Here is a 16,441-nt window from a genome sequence, read left to right on the forward strand (position 1 = left end):
AAAAAGCCGTTGAAAACAGAAAGCCGCTGAATCAAAAGCGCCGCCGAAACAGAATCGATGAGTAGCAATGTATGTCAGCAAAAGTAGTGGTAATTGGCAGTTTGAACATGGACCTGGTGACCCGGGCCTCGCGCTTGCCCAAGGGCGGTGAAACGCTGATTGGTCAATCGTTTACCACCGTCTCCGGTGGCAAGGGTGCCAATCAGGCCGTGGCTGCGGCGCGGCTGGGAGCCCAGGTGTCGATGATCGGCTGCGTGGGCAATGACGCTTATGGTGAGGCACTGCGCGGGGCGCTGTTGGCCGAGCAGATCGATTGCCGGGCGGTGAGCACCGTTGACGGTTCCAGCGGCGTGGCGTTGATTGTGGTCGACGACAGCAGTCAGAACTCCATCGTGATCGTCCCCGGTGCCAACGGTGCATTGACCGCAGAAACCATTGACCGTTTTGATTCGGTGATACGTGCGGCGGACGTGCTCATCTGTCAGCTGGAAGTGCCCGATGCGTCTGTTGGCCATGCGCTCAAGCGCGGCCGCGAGCTGGGCAAGACAGTCATCCTCAACCCGGCTCCGGCCAGCCGTCCGCTGCCATCGGACTGGTACGCGTCCATCGATTACCTGATTCCCAACGAAAGCGAAGCGTCGGCCCTGAGCGGACTGTCAGTGGACTCCCTGGACACCGCACAAGCCGCGGCAACGCGCCTGATTGCCCTGGGCGCCGGCAAGGTGATCATCACTCTCGGTGCGCAAGGTTCGCTGTTTGCCGATGGCCAACGCTTCGAACATTTCCCCGCGCCCGTGGTGAAGGCTGTCGATACCACGGCGGCCGGCGATACGTTCGTCGGCGGTTTCGCTGCGGCACTGGCGGCGGGTAACGATGAGGCGCAGGCGATCCGCTTCGGACAGGTGGCCGCGGCGCTGTCGGTCACCCGTGCCGGCGCGCAGCCTTCAATTCCCGCCTTGAGCGATGTACAGGCGTTTAAAACCCCATGAAAAAGACACCCCTGCTCAACATTGCGCTGTCGCGACTGATCGCTTCATTGGGACATGGCGACAGGGTCGTCATCGGGGATGCGGGGCTGCCGGTTCCTCCGGGCGTTGAATTGATCGACCTGGCCCTGACCCATGGCATTCCGGACTTTGTCAGCACCTTGAAGGTCGTGCTCAGTGAAATGCAGGTCGAAAGCCATGTGCTGGCTCAGGAAATCTTCGATAAAAAGCCGTCGGCCCTGGTCACGCTGGAAGCGCTGGATGGCGAAGGCGCGTTGGGTCGGCGTGAGTTGCTCACCCATGAACAATTCAAGGTCCTGAGCCGACAAGCCAGGGCGATTGTTCGTACAGGCGAATGCCAGCCGTACTGCAACATTGTGCTGGTCGCCGGGGTTACGTTTTGACTGGCTGTCCGCGTTTTGATGTCCCTGGCACAAGGCGTGCGCCCCGTATCGCTATGCTCAGTAACTGCACCCACTGCTCCGGAGCCTGCTGCTTTTGACCCTGACGACCGCAACCAACGCCCAGGCGGCACCAAAGATCGACCTGATCATCGACACCGATCCGGGGGCTGACGACGTCGTTGCCCTGTTGTTCGCCCTGGCATCGCCGGACGAACTGAATGTCCGGGCATTGACCACCGTTGCCGGCAACGTTCGCCTGGACAAGACCTCACGCAATGCGCGGCTGGCCCGGGAGTGGGCGGGGCGCGAAGAGGTGCCGGTCTATGCGGGGGCGCCCAGACCCCTGATGCGCACACCCATCTACGCCGAGGACATTCATGGCAAGGAAGGGTTGTCGGGTATTGCCGTGCATGAGCCCAGGAAGGGGCTGGCAAAGGGCAGCGCCATCACCTATCTGATCGATACCCTGAAATCTGCCGAGCCCCACAGCATTACCATCGCCATGCTTGGCCCGCAGACCAACCTGGCCCTGGCGTTGATCCAGGAGCCGGGTATCGTTCAGGGCATCAAGGAAGTGGTGGTCATGGGCGGTGCGCACTTCAACGGCGGCAACATCACGCCGGTGGCCGAGTTCAACCTGTTCGCCGATCCGCAAGCCGCCGAAGTGGTGCTCAACAGTGGCGTGAAGCTGACCTACCTGCCGCTGGATGTGACCCACAAGATCCTTACCAGCGAAGCGCACCTGAACCAGATTGCCGCGCTGAACAACAACGCCAGTCGTCTGGTGGGCAGTATTCTCAATGAGTACATCAAGGGCGACATGGAACACTACGGCCTTCCGGGCGGCCCGGTGCATGACGCCACGGTTGTCGCTTATCTGCTCAAGCCGCAATTGTTCAGCGGTCGTTCGGTCAACGTGGTGGTCGACAGCCGCGAAGGACTGACCTTTGGACAAACCATCGTCGACTGGTATGACGGCTTGAAGGCGCCAAAGAACGCCTTCTGGGTAGAAAGCGGCGACGCCCAGGGCTTCTTCGATTTGCTGACCGAGCGCCTGGCCCGCCTGAAGTAAGCATCATCTCCCGCAGGTGCTTGCCTGCGGGTTTTACTCCCTCGTACTAACCGCTTCGGTCTTTTGGTCCGATAGATGTTTCTCGAAAATTTGCTCGATGAACGATTGGGCGGCTTCGGTTCCAAGGTCCCTGACCAGAAGGTCGATACCGATAATGGCGAGCTCTTCCGTGCTGCTTGGGCTGTAGGAGCTGTGGCCGTCTTGCCACTTGGCCTTGATGGCAGCGTCGATGCTTACGGTGGTCATGATGGCACTCGGGAGGTCGGGGAAGTCTGAGTACCGAGTTAACCATTTTGCGAGGCTTTTGACACGTCGACTTAGGCATGAAGGGAGGGCTGTGCGACACTTGGTCTCTGACGAATATTCAAGGAACGCGCTGTGCAGATCGATTTGAACTCCCCGGATGGCCTGACCCTCGAGGCGGTGCGTCAGTTGCTGGCTGGCGCCAGTGACGATGAGCACACCCAGTTGCGGGTCACCAAGGGGGGCATTGCCTACATCTCCTCGGGTGTCGTGGGCGGTACCGATATCGACGGGTTGTTGTTCCGGCTCGAAACCTGGGCCAAGGGCTCCGGTTATGTCGGGCGGGTCGCGGCCAGCGATGAAGTCTGGGTCATGCAAATCTTCAATGCCTTGAAAGAGAACTGGCCCAATCCTCCTTACGACTACATCGACGTCTATTGAGCGTCGTTCATATTCAGTCACGATTCAGTGATTAAGGGCAGGGCGACGCTCAGGCAGAATCGCGGCTCGTCCGGATCATGGGCAGGGTGCCAGTGCTCCCTGTGAAACCAAACGCCAGTCTGGTTGTCGCACGATCTCAGCTTAATCATTGAATAAGGAGGCTTCATGCCTTGGAAGCTCGCGTCATTGGGTACTTTGTTGGCCGTTGCCACGCTGGCCGGTTGCAGCACTCCCTCTACGGAGTCGGCAACAACGGATGTTGCGACGACTGACACGGGTCACAGTCGCTGTGAGGCAAAGGCTGCCGAGTTCACCATCGGCAAACAGGCATCGCCGCAGCTGCTCGAGCAGGCGCGTACCCGTGCCGGGGCGCAAAGTGCACGGTTCCTGCTGCCAACCGATATGGTGACGCTGGAGTACCGTTCCGATCGCCTGAACCTGAACACCGATGCCAGCCGGGTAGTGACCCGCGTCAACTGCGGCTGATCGTTCGACTTTTGTTTCACCCATAAAAAACCCCGTCACATGGACGGGGTTTTTTTAGTGCGCCTGGAAATTACTCTGGGCGAACTTGAGCAGCTTGCATACCCTTTTGGCCTTTCTCAGCCACGAAGGAAACAGTCTGGCCTTCTTTCAGGCTTTTGAAACCGTCGCTTTCGATAGCTTTGAAGTGTACGAACAGGTCGTCACCGCCACCTTGAGGAGTGATGAAGCCGAAGCCTTTTTCATCGTTGAACCATTTAACGGTGCCGGTTTGGCGATTAGACATGGTGTATCTCCAAGAAACATATATTTTCAGTAGTACTGTGCTGCTCAGGCCAACTGGGCACACCCGAGTATCATAGTCGAAATGTTCGGTTTGGGAGCCCCCCGGACGCACTGTTTGCCAATCAGACGTTTTTTCTTTGTGTCCTTTAGCGGCTGAAAGCCCCGTTCTATAAGGCTTTCGGCCGAAAGTTAAGGCAATAAAAAAAGCTGAAAAACCTGAATAAATTGTACGAAAGGTCCTGTTTCAGCGGCTTTTTAACAGTATTTCAGGGGCTGAAAGCGTGGGGGCGGGCTTATTTTTGCTCTGTTTTGGTGGCCTTGCAGGCTGCAATTTTGCTCAGTGCCTGCTGCTTCAATGTGTCGCTGGCCGTGTTGTTCATCAGGGCCTGAATGTCGGCGGCAGGGTACGATTTGATGGCATCGGCACCGCAGGCGCAGTGGGATTTTGCTGCCGGCGTACCAATCTTCTCGGCAGCGGCAGGAACGCACTGATCCATGTATTTCTGTCGTTCGCCTTTTGGCCATTCTGCATGGGCGGCCAGTGGCAGGAGGAGAATGACGGGGGCGACTACGGCGAATAAACGATTCAGACGCATGCTGAGATACTCCTTGTGGGTCAGATATCTTGTTATCTGAGGGCGATAGTGCGCTTCAAGTTCAGCACTCTGGCATAAAAACAGCCAATTTACCCTGCTGCAAAACCTGCGCACCGTGGCAACCGTTCATCTGTGCTAGCATGCGTGGCTCGGGCGTTTGCAGGCTCCGACGGACCTTCAGTCCCGGTGGCGGCAGATGCACGATTAACCCTGATTTGAATCCCAGTCACTCTGGTTCGGTTTCCCGGTTGGCCGCAAGGCTCCTGCCGCTGTAAGGCAGGCGTTCGTCATTGAACGGCCTGGACCGGATCTTGTACTGGCTCATCCCAACCCACGTGACCTTTGGTAGGGGTCACCACTAGGAGAGGAGGCGCCATGCCAACTATTACTCTTCCCGACGGCAGTCAACGTTCATTCGATCACCCGGTTTCCGTAGCCGAGGTCGCCGCATCCATCGGTGCAGGCCTGGCCAAGGCCACCGTTGCCGGCAAGGTCGATGGCAAGCTGGTCGACGCCAGCGACATCATCGACAGCGACGCGTCGCTGCAAATCATCACGCCAAAGGATGAAGAGGGGCTGGAGATCATTCGCCACTCTTGCGCCCACCTGGTTGGCCACGCGGTCAAGCAGTTGTACCCGACCGCCAAAATGGTCATCGGTCCGGTCATCGATGAAGGTTTCTATTACGACATCGCCTTCGAGCGTCCTTTCACTCCGGACGACCTGGCGGCCATCGAACAGCGCATGCAGCAGCTGATCGAGAAAGATTACGACGTGATCAAGAAAGTCACTCCGCGCGCCGAAGTGATCGAAGTGTTCAAGGCCCGTGGCGAAGACTACAAGTTGCGCCTGGTCGAAGACATGCCGAACGAGCAGGCCATGGGCCTGTACTATCACGAAGAATACGTCGACATGTGCCGCGGTCCGCACGTGCCGAACACCCGCTTCCTGAAATCCTTCAAGCTGACCAAACTGTCCGGTGCCTACTGGCGCGGTGACGCCAAGAACGAGCAATTGCAGCGCGTCTACGGCACCGCATGGGCGGACAAGAAGCAGCTGGCGGCTTACATCCAGCGCATCGAAGAAGCCGAAAAGCGCGACCATCGCAAGATCGGCAAGCGCCTGGGCCTGTTCCACACTCAGGAAGAGTCGCCGGGCATGGTGTTCTGGCATCCGAACGGCTGGACTTTGTACCAGGTGCTCGAGCAGTACATGCGCAAGGTTCAGCGCGACAATGGCTACCTGGAAATCAAGACGCCGCAAGTCGTTGACCGCAGCCTGTGGGAGAAATCCGGGCACTGGGCCAACTACGCCGACAACATGTTCACCACCCAGTCGGAAAACCGCGATTACGCGATCAAGCCAATGAACTGCCCTTGCCACGTGCAGGTGTTCAACCAGGGCCTGAAAAGCTACCGCGAGCTGCCAATGCGCCTGGCCGAGTTTGGTGCGTGCCACCGTAACGAGCCATCGGGTGCCTTACACGGCATCATGCGCGTGCGCGCATTCACTCAGGACGACGCCCACATCTTCTGCACCGAAGAGCAGATGCAGGCCGAGTCCGCCGCGTTTATCAAGCTGACCATGGATGTCTACGCCGATTTCGGCTTTAAAGATGTCGAGATGAAGCTGTCCACTCGTCCGGAAAAACGCGTCGGGTCCGACGAGCTTTGGGATCGTGCCGAAGCTGCGCTGGCCGCAGCCCTTGATAGCGCGGGCCTGCCGTACGATCTGCAACCGGGCGAGGGTGCGTTCTACGGTCCGAAGATCGAATTCTCGTTGAAAGATTGTCTCGGTCGCGTCTGGCAGTGTGGTACCCTGCAGCTCGATTTTAACCTGCCGGTCCGTCTGGGAGCCGAATTCGTCTCCGAAGACAACAGTCGCAAGCACCCGGTGATGTTGCACCGGGCGATCCTGGGGTCCTTCGAGCGTTTCGTCGGAATCCTGATCGAGCACTACGAGGGTGCATTCCCGGCGTGGCTTGCTCCGACCCAGGCAGTGGTGATGAATATCACTGACAAACAGGCTGATTTCGCCGCCGAGGTTGAAAAAACCCTCAACGAAAGCGGATTTCGTGCCAAGTCTGACTTGAGAAATGAAAAAATCGGCTTTAAAATCCGCGAGCATACTTTGCTCAAGGTTCCTTATCTCTTGGTTATCGGAGATCGGGAAGTCGAGATGCAGACTGTCGCTGTGCGTACTCGTGAAGGTGCTGACCTGGGCTCGATGCCCGTCGCCCAGTTCGCTGAGTTCCTCGCGCAAGCGGTTTCCCGGCGTGGTCGCCAAGATTCGGAGTAATTATTATTAAGCGTGAAATGAGACAAGATAAACGAACTGCACCGAAAGCCCCGATCAACGAGAATATCTCGGCACGCGAGGTTCGGTTAATTGGGGCTGAAGGTGAACAGCTCGGGATTGTGTCAATTGAAGACGCGCTTCTTAAGGCTGAAGAGGCCAAGCTGGATCTGGTGGAGATTTCCGCCGATGCAGTACCACCTGTTTGCAAACTGATGGACTACGGCAAATCGATCTTCGAAAAGAAGAAGCAGATTGCTGCGGCCAAGAAAAACCAGAAGCAGATTCAGGTTAAAGAAATCAAGTTTCGTCCAGGGACGGAGGAAGGGGATTACCAGGTAAAACTGCGCAACCTGGTACGTTTCCTGAGTGACGGGGACAGGGCCAAGGTATCCTTGCGATTCCGCGGCCGTGAGATGGCCCACCAGGAGCTGGGGATGGAACTCCTCAAGCGAGTTGAAGGTGACTTGCTCGAGTACGGTTCGGTCGAACAGCATCCTAAGATGGAAGGACGCCAGCTGATCATGGTCATCGCCCCGAAAAAGAAGAAGTAATCAACAGGGCACGGCAGGCCTTCTGATTATGTTTATCAACTGAATGCGGAGTATCCGAACATGCCAAAAATGAAGACCAAAAGTGGTGCTGCTAAGCGGTTTCTGAAAACTGCTAACGGTATCAAGCACAAGCACGCTTTCAAGAGCCACATCCTGACCAAAATGTCGACCAAGCGTAAGCGTCAACTGCGCGGTAGCAGCTTGCTGCATCCGTCTGACGTGGCAAAAGTCGAGCGCATGCTGCGCCTTCGTTAATTTTAGTCAAGAATAGAGGAAGTAACTCATGGCTCGTGTAAAGCGTGGCGTCATTGCCCGTAAGCGTCACAAAAAAATTCTGAAACTTGCTAAAGGCTACTACGGCGCACGCTCCCGCGTATTCCGTGTTGCCAAGCAAGCGGTAATCAAGGCAGGCCAATACGCCTACCGTGACCGTCGTCAGAAAAAACGTCAGTTCCGCGCTCTGTGGATCGCTCGTATCAACGCTGGTGCTCGTATCAACGGTCTGTCCTACAGCCGTTTCATCGCCGGCCTGAAAAAAGCGTCCATCGAGATCGACCGTAAGGTTCTGGCTGATCTGGCAGTGAACGAAAAAGCGGCGTTTGCTGCGATTGTCGAGAAAGCTAAAGCCACCTTGGCTTAAGTACCCCCGACAGTCACCCGGCCTCGCATCTGTGGGGTCAGGTGTTAAACGTCATAAATAGGGGAAGAGCCTTCAAGCTCTTCCCCTATTTTGTATCTGGAGTCTGTACATGGAAAACCTGGATGCGCTCGTCTCTCAAGCTCTAGAGGCTGTGCAAAGCGCTGAAGATATCAATGCCCTGGAGCAAATCCGGGTTCACTACCTTGGCAAGAAGGGTGAATTGACTCAGGTGATGAAGACCCTGGGGAATTTGCCGGCAGAAGAGCGTCCGCAGGTCGGTGCGCTGATCAACGTTGCCAAGGAGCGTGTCACAGAGGTCCTTAATGCGCGCAAGGCATTGTTTGAAGAAGCCGATCTGGCTGCCAAACTCTCCGCCGAGTCCATTGACGTGACCCTGCCTGGCCGTGGTCAGACCTCCGGTGGTCTGCATCCGGTTACCCGTACTCTGGAACGCGTCGAACAGTTCTTCACCCGTATTGGCTACGGCATCGCCGAAGGCCCTGAGGTCGAAGACGACTATCACAACTTCGAAGCGCTCAACATCCCTGGCCACCACCCGGCCCGGTCGATGCATGACACCTTCTATTTCAACGCGAACATGTTGTTGCGCACCCATACCTCGCCGGTACAGGTCCGCACCATGGAGTCGAAACAGCCGCCGATCCGCATCGTCTGCCCAGGCCGTGTATACCGCAGCGACTCCGATATCACCCACTCGCCGATGTTCCACCAGGTCGAAGGCCTGCTGATCGATCGCGACATCAATTTCGCCGACCTCAAAGGCACCATCGAAGAGTTCCTGCGGGTGTTCTTCGAAAAGGAACTGGCGGTGCGTTTCCGTCCTTCGTACTTCCCGTTCACCGAGCCGTCCGCTGAAGTCGACATGGAATGCGTGATGTGCAGCGGTAAAGGCTGCCGCGTCTGCAAGCAGACCGGCTGGCTGGAAGTGATGGGTTGCGGCATGGTTCACCCGAACGTGCTGCGCATGTCCGGGATCGACCCGGAAGAGTTCTCGGGCTTTGCCTTCGGCATGGGCGTAGAGCGTCTGGCCATGCTGCGTTACGGCGTGAACGACTTGCGTCTGTTCTTCGACAACGACTTGCGGTTCCTCGCGCAATTTCGCTAGTCGTAACGAATTCTTAGGAGAGCAGGATGAAATTCAGTGAACAATGGCTGCGTGGCTGGGTTAGCCCGCAGGTAAGTCGCGACGAGCTGGTTGCTCGTCTGTCGATGGCCGGTCTTGAGGTCGATAGCGTTACGCCGGCCGCCGGTGTTTTCAGTGGCGTGGTCGTTGGCGAGGTGCTGAGTACCGAGCAGCACCCGGATGCCGACAAACTGCGCGTGTGCCAGGTCAGCAACGGTTCGGAAACCTTCCAGGTTGTTTGCGGTGCGCCAAACGTGCGCCCGGGCCTGAAGATTCCTTTCGCCATGATCGGCGCCGAGCTGCCAGGCGACTTCAAGATCAAGAAAGCCAAGCTGCGTGGCGTCGAGTCCAACGGCATGCTGTGCTCGCAAACCGAGCTGCAGGTTGGTGAAGGCAATGACGGCCTGATGGAACTGCCTGCCGATGCGCCGGTGGGCGAGGATTTCCGCGTTTACCTGGACCTGGAAGACGCCAGCATCGAGGTCGATCTGACCCCGAACCGTGGTGACTGCCTGTCCCTGGCCGGTCTGGCCCGTGAAGTGGGTGCCCTGTACGCCGCTGCGGTGGTCCGTCCGGTGGTGGCTTCGGTTCCTGCCGCCCACGACGAAGTGCGCTCGGTAGAAGTGCTGGCGCCCGCCGCGTGCCCGCGTTACCTGGGGCGTGTGATCCGTAACGTCGACCTGTCCAAAGCAACGCCTCTGTGGATGGTCGAGCGTCTGCGTCGTGCCGACGTGCGCAGCATCGACGCTGCCGTCGACATCACCAACTATGTGATGCTGGAACTGGGTCAGCCGCTGCACGCCTTCGATCTCGCCGAAATCAACGGTGGCATCCGTGTGCGCATGGCTGAAGAGGGCGAGAAGCTGGTGCTGCTCGACGGCCAGGAAGTCAGCCTGCGTAGCGATACGCTGGTGATTGCCGACCACTCCCGCGCACTGGCAATTGCCGGCGTCATGGGTGGCGAGCACAGCGGTGTTTCCGCGACCACACGTGATGTGTTCCTGGAAAGCGCCTTCTTCGACCAGATCGCCGTTGCAGGCAAGGCCCGTTCCTATGGCCTGCACACCGATGCATCCCATCGCTATGAGCGTGGCGTAGACTGGCAGCTGGCCCGCGAAGCCATGGAGCGCGCGACTGGTTTGCTGCTGGAAATCACCGGTGGTGAAGCGGGTCCGATCATCGAGACCGTCAGCGAACAGCACCTGCCGAAAATTGCTCCGATCACCCTGCGTGCCCAGCGTATTACCCAGATGCTGGGTATGGAAATGGATTCGGCCGAGGTGGAGCGTCTGCTCAACGCCTTGGGCCTGACCATTACTGCCGATGGGGCAGGGCAGTGGCGTGTAGAAGTTCCAAGCCATCGCTTCGATATCAGCCTGGAAGTGGACCTGATCGAAGAACTGGCACGCCTGTATGGCTACAACCGTTTGCCGGTTCGTTATCCGCAAGCGCGCCTGGCGCCGCAAGCCAAGGCAGAAGCCCGTAGCGACCTGCCTGAACTGCGCCGCCTGCTGGTTGCCCGTGGATATCAGGAAGCAATTACCTATAGCTTCATCGATCCGAAACAGTTCGAACTGTTTAATCCGGGTGTGGAGCCGTTGCTGCTGGCCAATCCGATCTCCAATGACATGGCTGCCATGCGCTCGTCGCTGTGGCCGGGTCTGGTCAAGGCGCTTCAACACAACCTGAACCGTCAGCAGGATCGCGTGCGTCTGTTCGAAAGCGGCCTGCGTTTCGTTGGCCAGCTTGAAGGTCTGAAGCAAGAGCCGATGTTGGCGGGTGTTGTTTGCGGTAGTCGCCTGCCGGAAGGCTGGGCGCAGGGTCGCGATACCGTCGACTTCTTCGACGTCAAGGCAGACGTGGAAGCGGTGCTGGGTTTTGCCGGTGCTCTGGATTCGTTCACTTTCGTGCCAGGCAAGCACCCAGCGCTGCACCCGGGTCAAACCGCGCGCATCGAGCGTGACGGTCGTCTGGTCGGCTTCATTGGCGCGATCCACCCTGAATTGTCGAAAACCCTCGGTCTCGACCGTCCGGTCTTCGTCTTCGAGTTGGTTCTGGCGGAAGTGGCGTCGGGCAAAATGCCAAAATTCCACGAGTTATCGCGCTTTCCTGAAGTGCGTCGTGACCTTGCGCTGATTGCTCACAAAGACGTTGCAGCCACGGCTGTACTGGACGTAATCCGTGAAAATGCAGGCGAATGGCTGACAGACCTCAGGCTATTTGACGTGTATCAGGGTAAAGGCATTGATCCTGATAGAAAAAGCCTCGCAGTCGGCTTGACCTGGCAGCATCCATCGCGCACTCTTAATGACGATGAGGTGAATACCGCAACGCAAAACATCCTCACCTCGCTCGAACAAAGGTTGAACGCCACGTTAAGGAAGTGACGTATGGGGGCTCTGACGAAAGCTGAGATGGCGGAACGTCTGTATGAAGAGCTGGGCCTGAACAAACGGGAGGCCAAGGAATTGGTCGAACTGTTTTTTGAAGAAATCAGGCACGCTCTCGAAGACAACGAACAAGTCAAATTGTCCGGTTTCGGCAATTTCGACCTTCGGGACAAACGCCAGCGGCCTGGCCGCAATCCGAAAACGGGGGAAGAAATCCCGATCACGGCTCGCCGTGTGGTCACCTTTCGTCCAGGGCAGAAGTTGAAGGCCCGAGTTGAGGCTTATGCTGGAACCAAGTCATAACGACGAGCTCCCCGTCATCCCGGGCAAACGCTACTTCACCATTGGTGAAGTCAGCGAGCTGTGTGCGGTAAAACCACACGTGCTGCGCTACTGGGAGCAGGAGTTTCCTCAACTCAACCCTGTCAAACGCCGCGGAAACCGCCGGTATTATCAGCGCCAGGACGTGCTGATGATCCGGCAGATCCGCGCGCTCCTTTACGATCAGGGGTTCACCATCGGCGGAGCGCGCCTGCGTTTGTCCGGTGATGAAGCCAAAGACGACACCACCCAATACAAGCAAATGATCCGCCAGATGATCGCCGAGCTCGAAGATGTTCTGGTGGTACTCAAGAAATAAATTCTCGCTTTTAAATACTTCCAGTTTTCAAAAGCTTGCGATATATTCTTGAGCGTTCCTCGAGATGAGGGATGGGTTTCACGCCTAGTCGGGGCGTAGCGCAGTCCGGTAGCGCACTAGCATGGGGTGCTAGGGGTCGAGTGTTCGAATCACTCCGTCCCGACCATATTTTTCAATGACTTGGCCCAATCTTCACCGGTTGGGCTTTTTCATGTCTGAAAAAATACTCCCACATTTACTCCCACGGATATTCTGGATCTAGGTAGCTTCGTGTGAGCTAGCGATATCTTTGGCACTGCTTCGCGCGAGTTTTGGTGTAAGTAAGAAGATGACCCGCCTCGAAACCCTCACCGACATCCAACGCGCCGCGCGATTTTTCTACCTGCAGCATCATACCTTCGCAGGCCAAGGTCACCGGGCAGACATTCGGCACCGCCACCACCGGCCTGGCCATTAACCTATTGCGTATCGAGGAAAACCTCTCGGCTGCCTGGCAGCGCCAGTCCGGCACCTATGTCGAAAACTTATTCTGGCTTGAATGCGCCGAACGATACGATCGCGCCCATACCTTCCACTACATGGGCCCGCCTTACAGGCAGACTGCCGGTTAGGGGCGACTTTTAGTTTGAGAACGACGAGCGGATGACCAACGAAGATCGCTGGCGAATACGCCAGGAAAAAGCGGCACCCATCCTCAGCGCACTGCATACCTGGATGTTGGCCCCGCGCGATCTTGTGCCCGAAGGGTCGGCTATCGCCAAAGCTCTGGATTACAGCCTCAAGCGCTGGGCTGCACTGACTCGCTATGCCGAGGATGGCGCTGTGCCCATAGATAACAACGCAGTCGAAGTGCGACACGAAGTCGCTTAATGAAGTTGTTCCCCCCAGCGGGAACCACCCGTGTCACCGGGTGAATCTAGAAGGCTGAATCAAGAGCGCCTTCGACAATGGAACGAGGCACCGCAAGGTGCGGGGTACCAATCGTGAGAGGCGTACCCTTCTGGCAGCCATAGCCGGACAAGGGCTAGATAGTCGGTATGGTGAACGCATGTGAATCTGCGCAACGATCGTTAAGTTGAGCGAGCGGAAATGGCTTACACGCTCGAACCAAAATGGTAATGGAGGTGGGAATTGCGTCTTTCGACTACGCACTCGTGACCCACATGCCTCCCGGTCGATAGCAGGCACCTAACCCGACGCACTTCAGTAGGCGGAACGTGGAAATCCCGTATCGCTCCCGTCAGGGAAAGCCGTTTGTAAAAACTGCCCATGGCGGTGCGGGCGAAGGAACGAGGAAAAAGCGAACGCCATCCTGTAATGGGTTGGATAGAAGTTGAAACATCACTTCACGCGAAAGCGGGCAGACGTCCTCATGGTCTCTCTTCACACGAGAGTTGGTAGAACCCTTTCAACGGAAGGAGAGCAAATGAACGCAGCAGCATTGGCGTGTGCACCTTCCGGCACGTCGTGGGACGGCATCGATTGGATCGCCGTGCAACGTCGTGTCAAAGGGCTGCAAGCGCGTATTGTGAAGGCTGTACAAGACGGCAGGCATAACAAGGCGAGAGCCTTGCAATGGCTGCTGACTCACTCGTTCAGCGGCAAAGCTTTAGCCGTGAAACGTGTGTCTGAAAACAAAGGCAAAAATACCCCTGGAGTGGACAAGGTCACTTGGAATACGCCTAGGGCCAAGATCGCTGCGATAGCGTCGTTGAAGCGGCGAGGCTACTCGCCGCTTCCGCTTCGGAGAGTCCTCATTCCGAAGAAAAACGGTAAGACTAGACCTCTCGGAATTCCCGCGATGAAATGCCGGGCCATGCAGGCGCTTCATTTGCTGGCGCTGGAACCGATAGCGGAAACCACCGCCGACCCGAACTCTTATGGATTCAGGCCGGAACGCTCAACTGCGGATGCCGCCGCACAGTGCTTTGGTGTGCTGTCACGAAAAGCAAACGCGGAGTGGGTGTTAGAGGGCGACATTCAAGGCTGTTTCGACAATATTAGCCATGACTGGTTGATCGCCAACATTCCCATGGATAAGGCGATTTTGCAGAAATGGCTCCAGGCCGGTTATGTCTACCAGAATCAACTGTTCCCCAGCCACGCCGGAACCCCGCAGGGAGGCATCATATCCCCGGTGTTGGCGAACATGACGCTGGATGGGTTGGAAACGATGCTGGCGAAGAAATTTCCCAACGCGAAGTGGACAGCCCGAAAAATGCGCGTGGTGCGCTATGCAGATGACTTCATCATCACAGGCTGTTCGAAAGAGTGGCTGGAGAATGAAGTCAGGCCCGCTGTGGTTGATTTCTTGGCAGAGCGTGGACTTGTCCTCTCTCCGGAAAAAACCAAAGTAACGCACATAGGGGACGGGTTCGACTTCCTCGGATGGAACCTGCGCAAGTACAACGGCAAGCTCCTGATCAAGCCGTCCAAGGCGAACATCGGGGCTCTACTTGCCAAGCTGCGAGAGTTGATCAAGACCAACAAAACGATACGGCAGGCTAACTTGATAGGTTTGCTCAACCCGGTTCTACGGGGCTGGGCGAACTATCACAGTCATGTCGTCGCCAAGAAGGTCTTCAACCAGGTGGACAGCGCAGTGTGGGAAATGCTCTGGCGATGGGCGGTACGCCGCCACCCTCGCAAGACACGCCGATGGGTGAAGGATCGGTATTTCAAAGTACAAGGGGCGCGTCGATGGGTATTCTCGTGTGTTGAAAAATCCGCCGATGGTCGGAAGCGTCGGTACACGTTATTGGACGCCTCGGACACGCCAATTGTGCGACATATCAAGATCAAGGCTGCTGCCAACCCTCACGACCCTGAATGGGATGAGTACTTCGAATCCCGCTGGGGCAAGAGGATGCTCACTTCCGTAAAAGGTCGAGCCAAGCTGTATCGGGTATGGGTGCAACAGGGAGGCAGGTGCTGCGCATGCTTCAAGCCGGTGACCAAAGACACACCGTGGCACAGTCGCCATGTTGTGAAGCTGAGTCACGGAGGGACGGATGCGGCCGCCAATCTTGAGATTTACCACCTGCGCTGCCCGAGGGATGTGCAATTTGCCAACGTCGACGATGTACAACCGGGTGCCCAATAGCGCCTTAGTAGAGGCTTGAGCCGTGTGCTGGGAAACTCGCATGCACGGTTCTTAGGGGGTTGGACGCGGGCAACCGCGTCTGACTACCCGACAACCAGATCCGGCCGTGGGCGACGTTCGAACTGGTTGTTCGCTGGCTCGTTAAGCAGCGGCAAACGTGCGGCAGTGAACATGAGTTTGATCCAGACGGCGCGCATGAATGGGCATGATCCTTATGCCTACCTCAAAGATGTGCTGACGCGGCTGCCGACGGAACGGGGGAGTGAGCCAGTTGCTGCCGCATCGGCGGATGCTTGCCTGAGTCACGCAAGGTGACTTGGCAGGACGCTTGCGGCCCTCCCGATCGAGTCAGGAATGTGGCGGTATTGGAAGGCTGCTGGCACACAAAAAAACCGCTCTATAATGCCCCCCCCAGAGTGTGCGCCAGTTATGCATAACGGTGTACTGTGGCTGCTGGCTTGTTGCAGAGGTGTGTTCATGTATCAGGTGCTTGGTATTCAAAAATGTCTCGGTTACTTCGCCCTATTGTGCTTCATCGTTTTCGGGGTGCTGAGCTTCTGGCGCCTGCCTGAGGTGTTCAGTGACTTTTCAGCTTTTTGGTCTGTAGCCAAAGTAGCGGTAGGTGTTGCAACGGTTGTCCTGCTTGGCGTGGGTCAGACACCTATGTTCCCCTGGATCTGCAAGCTGCCCTTGGTCCGGAAGTTTTTCCCTCCCATTGATGGAGACTGGCTGGTAACCATCCGGTCGAACTGGAATGTGGTCAGGCAGTTAACGGGGCAACCGGCTGGCGATGCGCTTTTCGACAAGCAGGGCAAGGTCACCATCACATCCCGCCTGTTCAGCGTGCGGATGAAGTTTCAGTCTGATGATAAGTACTCAAAGTCGAGCACTACGATCGTGGGCGTACGGCGCGATCCAGAGCACGGAACCATTGAACTCAACTACTCATACCTTAACGTCACCCGGAATCCGGAGGTAACGGATAGCGGCTGCCATCATGGTTCGGCGCGAGTGGAGGTTCATGACGAGAATGGGGGGGTAACTCTTGATGGGGAGTACTGGACGAATCGGAACTGGAACAAGGGCTTGAATACAGCGGGTATGATTTTCTTTGAGCGACTGAAGTGAGTTAGTCGCTGCCTTGGCGCCTTCGCCAGGCCAGCTT

Annotated in this window: 18 protein-coding genes, 1 tRNA gene and 3 pseudogenes; 19 read left to right on the forward strand and 3 right to left on the reverse strand. The window is 57.0% G+C overall.

Annotated elements, in window-relative coordinates; genetic code table 11:
• Positions 1–71: 71 nt before the first annotated feature.
• From rbsK to PSJE_RS07635, 3 genes are all read left to right on the forward strand, one after another.
• The gene (gene rbsK / locus PSJE_RS07625) at positions 72–989 is read left to right on the forward strand and encodes a ribokinase (protein ID WP_090454257.1); all 918 of its coding nucleotides are present in this window, start codon (positions 72–74) and stop codon (positions 987–989) included.
• Positions 986–1,390, forward strand: a complete 405-nt coding sequence (gene rbsD / locus PSJE_RS07630; RefSeq protein ID WP_057715542.1) for a D-ribose pyranase — start codon at positions 986–988, stop codon at positions 1,388–1,390. Before rbsK ends, rbsD begins: the two co-directional genes overlap by 4 nt.
• Before the next feature lie 64 nt (positions 1,391–1,454).
• Positions 1,455–2,462, forward strand: coding sequence for a nucleoside hydrolase (locus PSJE_RS07635; RefSeq protein WP_090454259.1), 1,008 nt, complete (start codon positions 1,455–1,457; stop codon positions 2,460–2,462).
• Between the two features lie 33 nt (positions 2,463–2,495).
• Here the strand turns inward: PSJE_RS07635 and PSJE_RS07640 are convergent, their stop codons facing one another.
• Positions 2,496–2,708, reverse strand: a complete 213-nt coding sequence (locus PSJE_RS07640; protein WP_057715541.1) for a hypothetical protein — start codon at positions 2,706–2,708, stop codon at positions 2,496–2,498.
• Between the two features lie 132 nt (positions 2,709–2,840).
• Here PSJE_RS07640 and PSJE_RS07645 point away from each other — a divergent pair, with 132 nt between their 5' ends.
• A complete protein-coding gene (locus PSJE_RS07645; RefSeq protein WP_007975706.1) occupies positions 2,841–3,146 on the forward strand; it encodes a hypothetical protein in 306 nt (101 codons plus the stop codon).
• A 165-nt stretch (positions 3,147–3,311) separates the two neighbouring features.
• Positions 3,312–3,632 carry an I78 family peptidase inhibitor gene (locus tag PSJE_RS07650; protein ID WP_008047240.1) on the forward strand — a complete coding sequence of 107 codons (321 nt, stop codon included), beginning with the start codon at positions 3,312–3,314 and terminating at the stop codon, positions 3,630–3,632.
• Between the two features lie 70 nt (positions 3,633–3,702).
• Here the strand turns inward: PSJE_RS07650 and PSJE_RS07655 are convergent, their stop codons facing one another.
• Together PSJE_RS07655 and PSJE_RS07660 are read right to left on the reverse strand one after the other, a co-directional pair.
• Positions 3,703–3,915, reverse strand: coding sequence for a cold-shock protein (locus tag PSJE_RS07655; protein WP_003179963.1), 213 nt, complete (start codon positions 3,913–3,915; stop codon positions 3,703–3,705).
• A 292-nt stretch (positions 3,916–4,207) separates the two neighbouring features.
• Positions 4,208–4,510, reverse strand: a complete 303-nt coding sequence (locus tag PSJE_RS07660) for a hypothetical protein (RefSeq protein WP_090454261.1) — start codon at positions 4,508–4,510, stop codon at positions 4,208–4,210.
• Between the two features lie 375 nt (positions 4,511–4,885).
• Here PSJE_RS07660 and thrS point away from each other — a divergent pair, with 375 nt between their 5' ends.
• From thrS to PSJE_RS07730, 14 genes and pseudogenes are all read left to right on the forward strand, one after another.
• The gene (gene thrS / locus PSJE_RS07665) at positions 4,886–6,808 is read left to right on the forward strand and encodes a threonine--tRNA ligase (RefSeq protein ID WP_090454263.1); all 1,923 of its coding nucleotides are present in this window, start codon (positions 4,886–4,888) and stop codon (positions 6,806–6,808) included.
• Positions 6,808–7,359, forward strand: a complete 552-nt coding sequence (infC, locus tag PSJE_RS07670) for a translation initiation factor IF-3 (RefSeq protein ID WP_172435703.1) — start codon at positions 6,808–6,810, stop codon at positions 7,357–7,359. Before thrS ends, infC begins: the two co-directional genes overlap by 1 nt.
• Before the next feature lie 60 nt (positions 7,360–7,419).
• Positions 7,420–7,614 carry a 50S ribosomal protein L35 gene (gene rpmI, locus PSJE_RS07675; protein WP_002553160.1) on the forward strand — a complete coding sequence of 65 codons (195 nt, stop codon included), beginning with the start codon at positions 7,420–7,422 and terminating at the stop codon, positions 7,612–7,614.
• 28 nt (positions 7,615–7,642) lie between these two features.
• Positions 7,643–7,999, forward strand: a complete 357-nt coding sequence (rplT, locus tag PSJE_RS07680; protein WP_007905879.1) for a 50S ribosomal protein L20 — start codon at positions 7,643–7,645, stop codon at positions 7,997–7,999.
• 109 nt (positions 8,000–8,108) lie between these two features.
• Complete coding sequence (gene pheS / locus PSJE_RS07685) at positions 8,109–9,125, forward strand: phenylalanine--tRNA ligase subunit alpha (protein WP_007975711.1); 1,017 nt, start codon at positions 8,109–8,111, stop codon at positions 9,123–9,125.
• A gap of 26 nt (positions 9,126–9,151) precedes the next feature.
• On the forward strand, positions 9,152–11,530 hold the full coding sequence (gene pheT / locus PSJE_RS07690; protein WP_057715538.1) for a phenylalanine--tRNA ligase subunit beta: 2,379 nt from the start codon (positions 9,152–9,154) through the stop codon (positions 11,528–11,530).
• Between the two features lie 3 nt (positions 11,531–11,533).
• Entirely contained in the window at positions 11,534–11,836 is a 303-nt protein-coding gene (ihfA, locus tag PSJE_RS07695; protein WP_002553164.1) for an integration host factor subunit alpha, read from the forward strand.
• The gene (locus PSJE_RS07700; protein WP_003179985.1) at positions 11,817–12,173 is read left to right on the forward strand and encodes a MerR family transcriptional regulator; all 357 of its coding nucleotides are present in this window, start codon (positions 11,817–11,819) and stop codon (positions 12,171–12,173) included. The genes ihfA and PSJE_RS07700 overlap by 20 nt, the downstream gene beginning before the upstream one ends.
• Before the next feature lie 89 nt (positions 12,174–12,262).
• Positions 12,263–12,339, forward strand: a tRNA-Pro gene (locus PSJE_RS07705).
• A 156-nt stretch (positions 12,340–12,495) separates the two neighbouring features.
• Positions 12,496–12,781 (forward strand): annotated as a pseudogene (locus PSJE_RS07710) (DNA adenine methylase); the annotation flags it as partial.
• Between the two features lie 34 nt (positions 12,782–12,815).
• A pseudogene (locus PSJE_RS07715) lies at positions 12,816–13,022 on the forward strand (IS66 family transposase); the annotation flags it as partial.
• 577 nt (positions 13,023–13,599) lie between these two features.
• On the forward strand, positions 13,600–15,276 hold the full coding sequence (gene ltrA, locus PSJE_RS07720; protein WP_090454265.1) for a group II intron reverse transcriptase/maturase: 1,677 nt from the start codon (positions 13,600–13,602) through the stop codon (positions 15,274–15,276).
• Between the two features lie 89 nt (positions 15,277–15,365).
• Positions 15,366–15,591: pseudogene (locus PSJE_RS07725) on the forward strand (transposase domain-containing protein); the annotation flags it as partial.
• A 162-nt stretch (positions 15,592–15,753) separates the two neighbouring features.
• The gene (locus PSJE_RS07730; protein WP_090454267.1) at positions 15,754–16,404 is read left to right on the forward strand and encodes a Cap15 family cyclic dinucleotide receptor domain-containing protein; all 651 of its coding nucleotides are present in this window, start codon (positions 15,754–15,756) and stop codon (positions 16,402–16,404) included.
• Positions 16,405–16,441 lie beyond the last annotated feature (37 nt).

Source organism: Pseudomonas jessenii (assembly GCF_002236115.1).
Lineage (GTDB): Bacteria > Pseudomonadota > Gammaproteobacteria > Pseudomonadales > Pseudomonadaceae > Aquipseudomonas > Aquipseudomonas jessenii.

Coding starts and splice junctions, on each gene's coding strand:
- rbsK (WP_090454257.1), top strand. CDS start 72: ATGTCAGCAAAAGTAGTGGTAATTGGCAGTTTGAACATGGACCTGGTG.
- rbsD (WP_057715542.1), top strand. CDS start 986: ATGAAAAAGACACCCCTGCTCAACATTGCGCTGTCGCGACTGATCGCT.
- PSJE_RS07640 (WP_057715541.1), bottom strand. CDS start 2,708: ATGACCACCGTAAGCATCGACGCTGCCATCAAGGCCAAGTGGCAAGAC.
- PSJE_RS07650 (WP_008047240.1), top strand. CDS start 3,312: ATGCCTTGGAAGCTCGCGTCATTGGGTACTTTGTTGGCCGTTGCCACG.
- PSJE_RS07655 (WP_003179963.1), bottom strand. CDS start 3,915: ATGTCTAATCGCCAAACCGGCACCGTTAAATGGTTCAACGATGAAAAA.
- PSJE_RS07660 (WP_090454261.1), bottom strand. CDS start 4,510: ATGCGTCTGAATCGTTTATTCGCCGTAGTCGCCCCCGTCATTCTCCTC.
- thrS (WP_090454263.1), top strand. CDS start 4,886: ATGCCAACTATTACTCTTCCCGACGGCAGTCAACGTTCATTCGATCAC.
- rpmI (WP_002553160.1), top strand. CDS start 7,420: ATGCCAAAAATGAAGACCAAAAGTGGTGCTGCTAAGCGGTTTCTGAAA.
- rplT (WP_007905879.1), top strand. CDS start 7,643: ATGGCTCGTGTAAAGCGTGGCGTCATTGCCCGTAAGCGTCACAAAAAA.
- pheS (WP_007975711.1), top strand. CDS start 8,109: ATGGAAAACCTGGATGCGCTCGTCTCTCAAGCTCTAGAGGCTGTGCAA.
- pheT (WP_057715538.1), top strand. CDS start 9,152: ATGAAATTCAGTGAACAATGGCTGCGTGGCTGGGTTAGCCCGCAGGTA.
- ihfA (WP_002553164.1), top strand. CDS start 11,534: ATGGGGGCTCTGACGAAAGCTGAGATGGCGGAACGTCTGTATGAAGAG.
- PSJE_RS07700 (WP_003179985.1), top strand. CDS start 11,817: ATGCTGGAACCAAGTCATAACGACGAGCTCCCCGTCATCCCGGGCAAA.
- ltrA (WP_090454265.1), top strand. CDS start 13,600: ATGAACGCAGCAGCATTGGCGTGTGCACCTTCCGGCACGTCGTGGGAC.
- PSJE_RS07730 (WP_090454267.1), top strand. CDS start 15,754: ATGTATCAGGTGCTTGGTATTCAAAAATGTCTCGGTTACTTCGCCCTA.